Here is a 12,618-nt window from a genome sequence, read left to right as displayed (position 1 = left end):
ATAGACGACCTTTGATTGAGATATAACATTAAAACGAATACATATAAATTTGGCTGGCTTAACTTGAAAAATGAAACACATTTTTAAAATACTACCATTTTTTTTATGCTTTATTTCCTTTGGACAAAGTATTAAAAAAGAAATCAAAATGTTGGAAGGTATTTGGATTGCTGAAGAATATTACAACTCATTTGAAGAAAATAATAGTGCTATCAAATCTAAAAATGCATTCGACCCTAATTATCCAGTTGCTCTAAGAATCAATTCAAAAGAAATCAAAAAAGGAATACTAAATATTGGATATTCAGTACTTCATGACCACTTACTGCATCCTGAAGTGTCAGAATATTTAATTAATAATAAAGACACGATACGAGAACAAGGTAAATATAAAATTAACTTAAAAGCTAAAGATTCTCTTAATTACTACAAAACGACTGATATTTATTATTTCAATTATGATTGGATTTCATATTTTACTTGGGATATTAATAATAATTCTGTTTCTCTATACAGACCTAAAGGAAATGGACATGAAGAGAAATTTATTGTATTCAAAAGAATTCCCTTTGAATTTAAAAATGATTATTTATTTCCTAATCCTCTATATTACTATACAAGAAGTAAAACTCTTAGTGGAAATTATACTCTAAAAGACAATTTGGGAAACATTCTATCTGAAAGCTTAACTATTGAAAATAACGGAATTGTTAAAGGATTTGGTCTATTAGATAATTTTACCGTATACTTTTCAACTGACATTTATTGTGGACCACCTGCAAAATATGACTTAGTCATGTTTTTTGATGATATTTTAATTGACGAAAGCGAGGCTTTTCATTATTTGTATGTAAAGAATGAAAATGGTAATATTGATTTCCATAATATATTGTCAAACAAAGAAGATGGTACATATATACTTGGAGAAAGAGTTTATGAATTAGAAAAAAACTAATTATATATAAACAGTTAAACAAAACATCAAAAGAACAAAACCTACTACTTAAAAATAACATGCAAAACATTACCATAGCCATCGACGGATTTTCATCAACTGGAAAAAGTACTTTAGCAAAGCAAATAGCTAAGGAATTAGGCTATGTTTATGTAGATACAGGAGCGATGTATAGAGCAGTAACCTTGTACGCATTGCAAAATAATTTTATTAACGAAAATTCTTTTAAAGTCAATGACTTTGTGCTAGAGCTTGATAAGATTAATTTATCATTTAAATTCAATGAAGCTTTGGGGTTTTCTGAAATGTATTTAAATGATGTAAATGTTGAAAAAGAGATTAGAACGCTTGAAGTATCTAGCTATGTTAGTAAGGTGTCGGCAGTTCCCGAAGTGCGATATCAGTTGGTAAAGCAGCAACAAAAAATGGGAGAAGGAAAAGGTATAGTGATGGATGGACGAGATATTGGCACTGTAGTGTTCCCTCAAGCTGAATTAAAAATATTTATGACTGCATCTCCAAAAATTAGAGCGCAACGTAGGTATGATGAACTTATAAAAAGAGGTGATAAGGTTAATTTTGATGAGGTGCTGCAAAATGTCCAAGAACGTGATTATATAGATTCACATCGTGAAGATTCACCTTTAATAAAAGCACAAGATGCTATAGAAATAGATAATACCAACCTTACTTTAGAAGAGCAATTTGAGAGTATTATGAACTTGGTTAGAATGACGCTTGAGAACCAAGAATAGTTATTTCATTTTCAATACTTTAAAAACAGCATTTCTACTTAAATAAAATTAGGCAATTTCACAGATAATATGTATTTTTGCACTCCTTTTAGCGGATTATCAGAAAATAAAAGGAACAAAAAAACAAATTATAACACTTCTGTGTGTACATCGCTTAATTTTTCTGAAAGCATACAGAATACAAATGTTAAATCAGCAATGGCTGAAAAAAAAGAAAAAGCAGTAGAAGCACAAGTTGAAGAAGCTGCAACAACCGAAGCTCCAGTAGTCTCTGAAGCTCAAGCAAATCCAGACAAATTTCTAAAAGATTTTAATTGGCACAATTACGAAGAAGGAATTGACCCAGTTGATGACAAACAATTAGAGGAATTTGAAAAATTAGTATCTGAAAATTTTGTAGACACTTTAGATGATGAAGTTGTTGAAGGTGAAGTAATTCATATTAGTGATCGTGATGCGATTATTGATATTAATGCAAAGTCTGAAGGAGTTATCTCTTTAAACGAGTTTCGTTACAATCCAAATTTAAAAGTTGGAGACAAAGTAGAGGTATTAATTGATGTTCGTGAAGATGCAACAGGACAATTAGTGTTATCTCACCGTAAAGCTAGAGTAATTAAGGCTTGGGATCGCGTAAATGCTGCTCACGATTCAGGAGAAATAGTAAATGGTTTTGTTAAATGTCGTACTAAAGGTGGTATGATCGTTGACGTATTTGGTATTGAAGCTTTCTTACCAGGTTCTCAAATCGATGTGAAGCCTATTAGAGATTACGATCAATATGTAAACAAAACAATGGAATTTAAAGTTGTTAAAATCAACCATGAATTCAAAAACGTTGTAGTATCTCATAAAGCACTTATTGAGGCTGATATCGAGTTACAGAAGAAAGAAATTATTGGTCAACTAGAAAAAGGTCAAGTACTAGAAGGTTCTGTTAAAAACATTACTTCTTATGGTGTATTTATGGATCTTGGAGGTGTTGATGGATTAATACATATTACAGATCTTTCTTGGTCTAGAATTAACCACCCTAGTGAGGTTGTTGAACTAGACGAGAAAATTAATGTTGTAATCCTTGATTTTGATGAAAACAAATCAAGAATTCAATTAGGTCTTAAGCAATTAAGTAAGCACCCTTGGGATGCTTTAGGTGAAGAGGTTAAAATTGGAGATAAAGTAAAAGGTAAAGTTGTAGTAATTGCAGATTACGGTGCTTTTATCGAAGTAGCTGAAGGAGTTGAAGGACTAATTCACGTTTCTGAAATGTCTTGGTCTACACATTTACGTTCTGCACAAGATTTTGTGACTGTTGGTGACGAAATTGAAGCACAAATCTTAACTTTAGATAGAGAAGAGCGTAAAATGTCTCTTGGAATTAAGCAATTAACTCCAGACCCTTGGACAGATATTACTAAGAAATATCCTGTAGGTTCTAAGCATTCAGGTATTGTACGTAACTTTACAAACTTTGGTGTGTTTGTTGAATTAGAAGAAGGTATCGACGGATTAATTTATATCTCAGATCTATCTTGGACTAAGAAAATTAAGCATCCATCTGAGTTCTGTGCAGTTGGTGATACATTAGATGTTGTAGTATTAGAATTGGATGTTGAAGGACGTAAACTAAGTTTAGGTCACAAACAAACAACAGATAATCCTTGGGATAAGTATGAAACTGAGTTTGCATTAAACTCTACACATACTGGAGCTATCGAAGAAATAGTAGACAAAGGTGCTACTGTTACATTTAATGAGGATATCGTTGCTTTCATCCCTTCTCGTCATTTAGAGAAAGAAGATGGTAAGAAACTTAAGAAAGGAGAAGAAGCAGAGTTTAAAATTATTGAATTCAATAAAGAATTTAAACGTGTTGTAGCTTCTCATACTGCCATCTTTAGAGAAGAAGAAGCAAAAATTGTAAAAGCTGCTGCTAAAAAAGCTTCAGCTGCTGCTGCAGAAGCAAAGCCTACTTTAGGTGATGCTAATGATGCTTTACAAGCTCTTAAAGATAAAATGGACGGGAAATAATATTTCTTAGATATTTATATAAAATTAAAGCCTTCCGTTTGGGAGGCTTTTTTTATTGCTATATAAAACCATTGCAAACCCTAATTTTTTAACTTAACTTTGTCGACCAAATACGTTTGGATATTATATGAGTCAAAAAGTGTTACTTAATGCAAAAGAGGTAAACATCATTCTTCATCGATTGGCTTGTCAACTAATTGAAAACCACAACGATTTTTCTAATACTGTTTTAATAGGTATTCAGCCAAGAGGCAAATACCTTGCTAACCGTTTGTGCAAAATGCTTCGAGAAGATTATAAAATAAAAAATGTTAGGTTAGGTCAGTTGGATATCACCTTTTTTAGAGATGATTTTAGACGTGGTGATAAACCATTAGAAGCAAATACCACTGAAATAGATTTTGTTGTTGAAAATAAGAAAGTGGTTTTTATAGACGATGTGTTATATACTGGACGAAGTATTCGTTCAGCTTTAACAGCTATTCAATCATTTGGAAGACCAGCTGAAATAGAATTATTAACACTCATAGACAGACGTTTTAGCAGGCACTTACCAATTCAACCTGATTATAGAGGTAGACAGGTAGATGCTATTAATGATGAAAAAGTAAAGGTGAACTGGATTGAAAACGAAGGCGAAGATTCAGTGTATTTAATAAATAAATAAGAAATATGAGCGAATTAAGTGTCAATCACTTACTGGGAATAAAATATCTTACCAAACAAGATATTCAGCTTATTTTTGAAACAGCCGACCATTTTAAAGAGGTTATTAATAGGCCTATTAAAAAAGTGCCTTCGCTTAGAGACATTACCATTGCAAATTTATTTTTTGAAAACTCAACCAGAACGAAGCTCTCTTTTGAACTTGCTGAAAAACGGTTATCGGCTGATGTCATTAACTTTTCAGCATCACAATCATCTGTTAAAAAGGGAGAAACCTTAATAGATACCGTTAATAATATCCTTTCTATGAAAGTAGATATGGTGGTGATGCGACATCCAAATCCTGGAGCAGGTGTGTTTTTATCTAACCATATTAATGCAAGCATTATTAATGCAGGTGATGGTGCTCATGAGCATCCAACCCAAGCGTTATTAGATTCGTATTCCATTAGAGAAAAGCTAGGAGAGGTAAAAGGTAAAAATGTAGTGATTGTTGGTGATGTGTTGCATAGTCGTGTAGCCTTGTCAAATATATTTGCTTTGCAATTACAAGGAGCAAAAGTGATGGTTTGTGGACCTAAAACATTAATTCCAAAATATATTGATAAATTAGGAGTAAAAGTTGAAACCAATTTGCGTAAAGCATTAGATTGGTGTGATGTAGCAAATATGCTTCGCGTACAAAATGAACGAATGGAAATTAATTATTTTCCATCCACAAGGGAGTATGCACAACAATATGGAGTTACTAAAGAGCTACTTAATTCTTTAGACAAAGAAATAACCATTATGCATCCTGGTCCAATTAACCGTGGTGTAGAAATCACTAGTGATGTAGCGGATTCTGACCAAGCAATTATTCTTAACCAAGTTGAAAACGGAGTAGCTATACGTATGGCTGTTATTTATTTATTAGCTTCTAAAATAAAACAATAGACTATGATTTTTGATAAAGATGGTAATATCTCAATTATTACTCAAGAAAAAGCATCAATTGTTGAGCTTGTTAAAAAACTGCAAATAATTTATAGTAGGTTCAAAAATGATAATATCATTATAAACCTTACAACTTTAAAACCTTTAAGTGCTGAAGATGTTATCGAGTTTTTACAGATTTCCAATCAGCATAGAAAGGCTAAACATTCATTTGTAATTGTAACTGATAAAATCAATAGTGACCACATTCCAGATGAGTTGATTATTGTTCCAACATTGCAAGAAGCCTATGATATTATTGAAATGGAAGAAATTGAAAGAGATTTAGGTTTTTAATTTATGAAGCTTACTATCCTTGGTTGCCATAGCGCCACTCCACGCATTATTACACATCCTACGTCTCAAGTGTTAGAAATACGAAACCATATCTTTTTAATAGACTGTGGTGAAGGTACTCAGGTCCAACTTAGAAAGTATAAGGTTAAGTTTAACAGGATAAAGCATATTTTTATTTCGCATTTGCATGGTGATCATTACTATGGTTTAGCAGGATTAATTTCAAGCTTTAAACTCTTAACTAGAGAAACCGATTTACATATTTATGGGCCAAAGGGATTGAAAGAAGTAATTACATTGCAAATGAAACTTGCCGATTCCTGGACAAATTATAAATTAATTTTTCACGAATTAAAATCAACTGATTCACAATTAATTTTTGAAGATGATAAAGTCGAGGTATATACCATTCCGTTAGACCATCGTATTTATACCAATGGATTTTTATTCAAAGAAAAAGAAAACGAGCGCAAATTAATGTTGGGAGCAGCTGAAGATGCTAACATAGACAAAGCATATTTTAGAAAGCTAAAGCAAGGTTTTGATGTTATAAATGAGGATGGTGTATTAATAAAAAATGAACAAGTAACAAAAAGAGGTGTTGTGCCTAGGAGTTATGCGTTTTGCAGTGATACAGCTTACTCCGAATCTATTGTGCCAATAATTAAAGGTGTAGATGGATTATATCATGAATCTACTTTTTTAGAAAAACTCTCTCATTTGGCAAAAAAAACGAAACACTCAACAGCTAAAGAAGCTGCAATTATAGCTAAAAAGGCCGATGTTAAGCAGTTAATTTTAGGGCATTTTTCAACACGTTATGAAGATGTTTCGGAGTTTATCGATGAAGCTTCAAAGATTTTTGAAAATGTGGATACAGCCGAAGCAGGAAAAACCTTCGAGTTTTAAGGTTTTTTCTTAAACTTCTTCGCACTTATTATCATAATAATAACACCAAGTATTACGATAGAACTGGTAATTAGCAAACCATAATGCTCTTTTACTTTTATAAGACTCATAATCAATCCCATAACAATTATTAAAGCACCAATAGTAATTAATGCTCTTTTCATCATTGAAGACAAATTCTCTATATCAACTTTTTCTTTATCATCTTCACTTAAGGTGTTATATCCTGCAATAAGATTGGGGTATTTCTTTACTAGAAAGCCACAGATAATAAGAATAACCCCCATTAACAAAGATGAAAAAAGCATAATAATTATTTTTTAGTACAAGTTAATAGTTTTTTAAATTCTGATAAAAATATGATTATTAAATCTTGTAAATTGCACTTATGAAGAATAACGATTTAAGTAATTATCGTAAATCCTATGAAAAAGGAGCATTGCTAAAAAGTAATATTCCTGAAAATCCAATGGAATTATTTCAAAAGTGGTTTTATGAAGTTGACAATAACAATTCTATTGATGAAGCAAATGCTATGACTGTCTCTACAATAGGTCTAGATGGCTATCCAAAGGGTAGAGTAGTGCTGTTAAAAAAATATACATACGAAGGTTTTATTTTTTATACGAACTACAATAGCGAAAAGGGAAAAGCTATAGAAACAAACCCTAATGTTTGTTTATCTTTTTTTTGGCATGCTGCCGAACGACAAATAATTATTAAAGGTAAAGCAGAACGTATAGTAGAAAACTTAAGCGATGGCTATTTTGAATCACGTCCAAGAGGGAGTCAACTAGGCGCAGTAGTATCTAACCAAAGTAATGTTGTTAAAAACAGAAAAGAATTAGAAGATAAATTACAAGATTTAGAAAAGCAATTTGAAGGTAAAGAAATACCACGACCAAAGTATTGGGGTGGCTTTATTGTTAAACCTGTAGAAATGGAGTTTTGGCAAGGACGAGCCAATAGGTTGCATGATAGAATACGTTACAAGCTTCTGGAAGATTATAATTGGCAAATAGATAGATTAGCACCATAAAAAAAGAACCGCTATTTAACGGTTCTTTTTTATGTTTATACTATGAGTTATTCTTAACCTATTTCTTTATAAATATGTTGGTAAAATACCATTTTCCTTCTGAATCTTTTTCAGCAGATATGTCAAAGTTTGTAAAATCACCTTCTATGATTTCTTTATGACCACTACTGTTTAACCATGCATTAACTACAGATTGAGCAGAACTAAAACCATAAGCTACATTTTCTCCTACTTTGCTTGCTCCAGGGTTATTTTTTAGACTACTACTACGTTGATAGAAATTATCATGAGATACCTCTTGTTTGTCTCTCATATAGTCTGTATGGCTATACGCTGTTGCTTTTACTTTACTCATGTCGTTTAGTGCATTTAAACCAACTGTAATTCTATGATTGTTTATTAATTCTAGAATTTCAATTTCAATAGCTTTTGTTTGTGGGACATAAGATGTTGAAAGCGCATCAATATTATCTTCTTCAATAGAGTCTGTAGAACAAGAAACAGTCATTAAAGCTAACAGTGCCAAAGCTGGCAAAAACTTTGATAATTTCATAAGTAGGTTATTAAGATTTGGGACTGTAAAGTTAGCAGGCGTCTTAAAAAACACTGTTAAATAAATGTTAAAATCGATGAAAAACACGTATTTCATCGAAAGTATAATACATATTATCGATGAAACGCACGTTTGTAGATGTTTTTGTACTTTTTATCGGTGGAAATTAAAATATTGTGGTTTGGGTATAAAATTCAAGAGCGAATAATTGCTCTTTATGAGGAGATAATTATAAGGTAATTACTACTTATTTGAATTGCTTTTTTTTACTTTTTAACAATAAAAAAGCCGCTCTTAACGAGCGGCTTTCAGTGTAATAAGTTATTATCAGAATTTACAACCAACCAATAAGTAAATTTCTATTCTTCAAACATAAGTGTAGGGAAGATTATAACATTATTACATTATTTTAGTTTTCGCATTTTCCTTGAACAATCAAGAATTTAGAGCGTCTATTTTTTTGATGTTTTTCTTTCGAGCATTTTACACCATTGCTACATTCGTTTAGCAACTGTGTTTCACCATAACCAATAGCACTTTCAATACGTTCAGGTGCAATGTTGCGAGATAAAAGATAATCTCTAGTAGATTTTGCTCTTCTATCCGATAGTTTTATGTTGTATGCATCTCGACCACGACTATCCGTATGCGATTCAATTTTAATCACCATTTGTGGATGATCTCGCATAACACTTACAATGTTTTCAAGCTCATATTGTGCATCTGTTCTAATATTCCATTTGTCAAAATCAAAGAATATAGGGTTGATTACAATTTCAGAATCAAAGCAAAGCGGTATTAAGTTAAGATCTACTTTATTTTCAAAGTTGTTCTCGCTACCTGCTATAAAATGTTGTACATCATCTTTATAGTTAGGTTTAGATCCTCTAATACTATACTTTTGGTTACAATCAACCTCGTAAGTATAAGCACCATCAGCAGCAGTTGTTACTGTTTGAATAATCACACCTGCATCATTGATAATTTCAATGGTTACAGCATTAAGAGGTTCTTGTGTTTTCGAATCACGAGCAACACCTGTAACAGTTTGCTTACATTCGTAAGCAGCAAAACTGTATATGTCATCACTTCCTTTTCCACCTTCACGGTTAGATGAGAAGTACCCAGTTTCGTTTTCAGTAATATAGAAAGCAAAATCATCGGCACCACTATTATAAGGTGCACCTAAGTTTTTAGGTTTATCAGTACTTCCGTTTAATGCATCAGATTTATAAATATCCAATAGACCAAGGTTTAAGTAACCATCAGAAGAAAAGTATAAAGTATTGTCTTTAGCAACAAAAGGGAACATTTCGCGACCTTCGGTGTTTACAGCTGCTCCTAAATTTTCAGGCTCTCCATAAGAACCATCGTCATTAATGGTAACTTTATATATATCAGTTTGTCCAAAACTATTAATATCATCTCTATCAGATACAAAATATAATGTTTTGTTATCTGGACTTAAAGCTGGGTGACCAGTAGAGAATACATCATCGTTAAATGGTAATTCCTCAATATCGGACCAATTTCCATTATCTAAAGATGCTTTATAAATTTTTAAATGAGTTGTTCCTTTTTTATCATAGTCTAAACGGTTACGTTTATTAACGTTATCACGTGTAAAATAGATAGTTTTTCCGTCGTTTGTAATAGCTACCGATGCTTCATGGTAATTCGTGTTTACATCTTCAGCCATAATAAATCCAGGCTTTCCAAGAGCTTTTACACCATTATCATCTTTAACATCTACTTGATAGATATCTAAAAATGGTTCTTCATTCCAGTCGTACAACTTATTACTTGTATTTCTTGCCGAAGCAAAGTATAGGTTTCCATCGTATTCAAAACTTCCAAAATCAGAGTATTCTGTATTAATATCTAAGTTGGTTACTTCGATATATACTTTTTCCATTGAAGATAACTCATCATAGATTTTAACATCCCCTAAGATAAACTTGGTACGACTATCTTCATTTTGTCTTTCTTTGAATTTCTGCAAATAATCTTCAGCTTCTTGATAGTTTCCTAAACTACGTTGTACTTGACTGTACTTGTAGATATATTCTGGATGAATATCTGAGTATTTATCTAAAGCTTTTTTGTACCAAGTAGCAGCTTTTGCGGCATTGGAGTTATTGTAATAACAATCACCCAAGCGTGTAAGTACGTGCTCACTATCATCTCCATTAGCTACAGCTTCTTCATATAGTTCGCTAGCTCTAACGTAAGCAAAATTTTCAAAGAATTTATCAGCAAGCTTGCTTTGAGCATAAGTCAAAGAGCCACTTATTAATAATATTATGAGTAAAACTTTTGTTTTCATAGTAGTATATTTTAGAAGTATCTTGGGGATTTAACACGTTTACTTTTAAACACTTCAAACATTAATAAAATTTCATGCGTTCCGCTAGAGTATGGTCTAATATCTGAAATAGGATGCTCGTAAGCATATCCTAAGCGTAATTGTTTAGATACCTGAAAATCAAATATGCCTCCCAAAGCACCAGTAGATTCATTAATTCTGTAAGCAGCGCCTAGCCACATTTTCTCATTAAATAAGAAGTTGGCAGTTAAGTCATATGACAAAGGCGAACCATTTGTTGCTTTAACCATAAATGCAGGTTTAAGCTTTACAGTATTACTAAGTTCAAACACATAACCACCAGTTAAATAGTAGCTCACACGCTCTAATGCTTTAACATCATTGTGGTCATTTAAATCTGTAGTCAAGATTCTTGGAGCAGACAAACCTAAATACCATTTGTTAGTATGCAAAAACCCACCAATTCCCATATTTGGATTCCATCGATCTTCAATACCATATATTGCAGGATCTGTTGGATATGCATTTCTTAATTCTTGATCAATACTATATGAAGTAAATCCTCCTTTTAAACCAAGTGCTAACTTTGTTTTTTCACTAAGATTAAGCGTATATGAGAAATCTCCATATATATAGGTGAAGTTCTCGAATCCTAATTTATCATTGATAAATGATAATCCTAAACCTACCTTTTCATTTCTCATAGGAGAATGAATAGAAAAGGTTTGAGTGGTTGGCCCTCCATCAATTGCTGTCCATTGACTTCTGTGAAGTCCAACAAGACTTAGAGTTTCTCTACTTCCTGCATAAGCAGGGTTTATTGAGATAGTATTATACATATATTGCGTAAACTGTGGTAACTGCTGACTTATAGCTGTATAAGAGCTAAGCAATACAATAGCAATAATGTTAAACTTAATAAACTTTTTCATGATAGGTTAAATTTATTTGGTTCCTACGTAAATTGGTCCTGCATGTGATGCAATCAATCTACCATTTTCAATTAATTTTAATATATAGTAATAAGTTCCAGTCGGTACTTTACCGTGAGATCCTACCGAATTGTTGTGAGATTCTCCACCCCAATCATTTTGATAGTCATTAGATTCATAAATTAATGAACCCCATCGGTTAAATATTTGTAACTGCATAGTTACATCAAAGCACTCAGAATCTGTGTCTAATACAGCAATACGGAACGTATCATTCATATTATCTCCATTTGCCGTTACTGCTTTTGGAATATGTTGATCTGCATCAAATGCATCTAGACATGGTAATACAATACAGGCATCATTTAAAGTAATAATTACTTCAGTTTCACTTGGACATTCACCTTCTGTGTCAGTATAAGTAAATCTATATTCGCCTAAACTTAACTCGAAAGGATTAAATAGGTTACCGTTTATTGTTGCGTCTCCAGATGTTACTTCCCATGTTCCATTTGTTCCAAAGTTTCCACTTAGTAAATCAAACAAATCGTAGTCAAAATTATCACCAACACATAAGTCAGTTGATCCACCTGTAACGCGTCCTTCTAGTATTACATTTATTGTTTGAGTATATATTCTTGCGTTATCACACTCATCACTTACAGTCCACTCTCTTGTAATTACATAGTTGTCTCCACTACCATCATTAGTATCTGTTTCATTGAAAGTTACATCTATTTGAGATGAACAAGCATCTTCAAACTCTAATTCTGGAACACTAGGTATATCACCACAACTTACTGTAATGTCAGATTCAAAATCTGTTGTTGTAATTGGTGCTGTAGTGTCTGCAACAGTAATGATTTGAGAGTATTCAGCAATATTTCCACAATTGTCCATTGCTGTCCAACTACGAGTTAGTATATAATCTCCTCCACAAGAACCATCAGTTCTTACTTCGTTATATTCTACTTTAATGAAGTTGCTGTCACAATTATCAGTAGCAGTTAATACATCAGGAGTAGGGATTGTGTCATCACATTCTAAAGTTAAATCAGCAGGAAGTGTTTCCACAAATGTAGGTGCAGTTGTATCTTGTACTGAGATAGTTTGTGTATGGCTAGTTTCCAATCCACAAGCATCAGTAGCTGTCCAAGTTCTAACTAACGTGTAGTTAGAC

At 32.3% G+C, this 12,618-nt stretch carries 13 protein-coding genes; 8 read left to right on the top strand and 5 right to left on the bottom strand.

Annotated features, from left to right (window positions below):
* The first annotated feature begins 70 nt into the window (after positions 1–70).
* From HB672_RS11190 to HB672_RS11160, 7 genes are all read left to right on the top strand, one after another.
* Positions 71–955 (top strand): hypothetical protein, encoded by an 885-nt coding sequence (locus HB672_RS11190; RefSeq protein WP_167769620.1) that lies wholly within the window; start codon positions 71–73, stop codon positions 953–955.
* A 59-nt stretch (positions 956–1,014) separates the two neighbouring features.
* Positions 1,015–1,710 carry a (d)CMP kinase gene (cmk, locus tag HB672_RS11185; protein WP_167769619.1) on the top strand — a complete coding sequence of 232 codons (696 nt, stop codon included), beginning with the start codon at positions 1,015–1,017 and terminating at the stop codon, positions 1,708–1,710.
* Between the two features lie 198 nt (positions 1,711–1,908).
* Complete coding sequence (gene rpsA / locus HB672_RS11180; RefSeq protein WP_167769618.1) at positions 1,909–3,741, top strand: 30S ribosomal protein S1; 1,833 nt, start codon at positions 1,909–1,911, stop codon at positions 3,739–3,741.
* Positions 3,742–3,868: 127 nt separating this feature from the next.
* Positions 3,869–4,408, top strand: coding sequence for a bifunctional pyr operon transcriptional regulator/uracil phosphoribosyltransferase PyrR (pyrR, locus tag HB672_RS11175; protein ID WP_167769617.1), 540 nt, complete (start codon positions 3,869–3,871; stop codon positions 4,406–4,408).
* 5 nt (positions 4,409–4,413) lie between these two features.
* A complete protein-coding gene (locus HB672_RS11170) occupies positions 4,414–5,343 on the top strand; it encodes an aspartate carbamoyltransferase catalytic subunit (RefSeq protein WP_167769616.1) in 930 nt (309 codons plus the stop codon).
* A gap of 3 nt (positions 5,344–5,346) precedes the next feature.
* The gene (locus tag HB672_RS11165) at positions 5,347–5,679 is read left to right on the top strand and encodes a ribonuclease Z (protein WP_167769615.1); all 333 of its coding nucleotides are present in this window, start codon (positions 5,347–5,349) and stop codon (positions 5,677–5,679) included.
* A 3-nt stretch (positions 5,680–5,682) separates the two neighbouring features.
* Complete coding sequence (locus HB672_RS11160) at positions 5,683–6,588, top strand: ribonuclease Z (protein ID WP_167769614.1); 906 nt, start codon at positions 5,683–5,685, stop codon at positions 6,586–6,588.
* Here the strand turns inward: HB672_RS11160 and HB672_RS11155 are convergent.
* Positions 6,585–6,896 carry a DUF3784 domain-containing protein gene (locus HB672_RS11155; RefSeq protein WP_167769613.1) on the bottom strand — a complete coding sequence of 104 codons (312 nt, stop codon included), beginning with the start codon at positions 6,894–6,896 and terminating at the stop codon, positions 6,585–6,587. The genes HB672_RS11160 and HB672_RS11155 overlap by 4 nt on opposite strands.
* Before the next feature lie 80 nt (positions 6,897–6,976).
* Here HB672_RS11155 and pdxH point away from each other — a divergent pair, with 80 nt between their 5' ends.
* On the top strand, positions 6,977–7,627 hold the full coding sequence (gene pdxH / locus HB672_RS11150) for a pyridoxamine 5'-phosphate oxidase (RefSeq protein ID WP_167769612.1): 651 nt from the start codon (positions 6,977–6,979) through the stop codon (positions 7,625–7,627).
* Positions 7,628–7,685: 58 nt separating this feature from the next.
* Here pdxH and HB672_RS11145 read toward each other — a convergent pair whose 3' ends face one another.
* The 4 genes from HB672_RS11145 to HB672_RS11130 form a co-directional block, all read right to left on the bottom strand.
* Positions 7,686–8,180 (bottom strand): CAP domain-containing protein, encoded by a 495-nt coding sequence (locus HB672_RS11145; protein ID WP_167769611.1) that lies wholly within the window; start codon positions 8,178–8,180, stop codon positions 7,686–7,688.
* Between the two features lie 409 nt (positions 8,181–8,589).
* Positions 8,590–10,506 carry an OmpA family protein gene (locus tag HB672_RS11140; protein ID WP_167769610.1) on the bottom strand — a complete coding sequence of 639 codons (1,917 nt, stop codon included), beginning with the start codon at positions 10,504–10,506 and terminating at the stop codon, positions 8,590–8,592.
* A gap of 11 nt (positions 10,507–10,517) precedes the next feature.
* Positions 10,518–11,438 carry a type IX secretion system membrane protein PorP/SprF gene (locus HB672_RS11135; protein ID WP_167769609.1) on the bottom strand — a complete coding sequence of 307 codons (921 nt, stop codon included), beginning with the start codon at positions 11,436–11,438 and terminating at the stop codon, positions 10,518–10,520.
* A 12-nt stretch (positions 11,439–11,450) separates the two neighbouring features.
* On the bottom strand, positions 11,451–12,618 hold a 1,168-nt coding region (locus HB672_RS11130), incomplete at its 5' end, for a gliding motility-associated C-terminal domain-containing protein (RefSeq protein ID WP_167769608.1).

The sequence above is a fragment of the Gaetbulibacter sp. S0825 genome (genome assembly GCF_011777505.1).
GTDB lineage: Bacteria > Bacteroidota > Bacteroidia > Flavobacteriales > Flavobacteriaceae > Pontimicrobium.
Note: the sequence above shows the minus strand (reverse complement) of the source record. Positions and strands in the feature narration are given on the sequence as shown.

Bases quoted from the DNA above. Each gene is read 5' to 3' on its own strand.
- cmk (WP_167769619.1), top strand. From the start codon at position 1,015: ATGCAAAACATTACCATAGCCATCGACGGATTTTCATCAACTGGAAAA.
- HB672_RS11145 (WP_167769611.1), bottom strand. From the start codon at position 8,180: ATGAAATTATCAAAGTTTTTGCCAGCTTTGGCACTGTTAGCTTTAATG.
- HB672_RS11140 (WP_167769610.1), bottom strand. From the start codon at position 10,506: ATGAAAACAAAAGTTTTACTCATAATATTATTAATAAGTGGCTCTTTG.
- HB672_RS11190 (WP_167769620.1), top strand. From the start codon at position 71: ATGAAACACATTTTTAAAATACTACCATTTTTTTTATGCTTTATTTCC.
- HB672_RS11170 (WP_167769616.1), top strand. From the start codon at position 4,414: ATGAGCGAATTAAGTGTCAATCACTTACTGGGAATAAAATATCTTACC.
- HB672_RS11155 (WP_167769613.1), bottom strand. From the start codon at position 6,896: ATGCTTTTTTCATCTTTGTTAATGGGGGTTATTCTTATTATCTGTGGC.
- HB672_RS11165 (WP_167769615.1), top strand. From the start codon at position 5,347: ATGATTTTTGATAAAGATGGTAATATCTCAATTATTACTCAAGAAAAA.
- HB672_RS11135 (WP_167769609.1), bottom strand. From the start codon at position 11,438: ATGAAAAAGTTTATTAAGTTTAACATTATTGCTATTGTATTGCTTAGC.
- pyrR (WP_167769617.1), top strand. From the start codon at position 3,869: ATGAGTCAAAAAGTGTTACTTAATGCAAAAGAGGTAAACATCATTCTT.
- HB672_RS11160 (WP_167769614.1), top strand. From the start codon at position 5,683: ATGAAGCTTACTATCCTTGGTTGCCATAGCGCCACTCCACGCATTATT.
- rpsA (WP_167769618.1), top strand. From the start codon at position 1,909: ATGGCTGAAAAAAAAGAAAAAGCAGTAGAAGCACAAGTTGAAGAAGCT.
- pdxH (WP_167769612.1), top strand. From the start codon at position 6,977: ATGAAGAATAACGATTTAAGTAATTATCGTAAATCCTATGAAAAAGGA.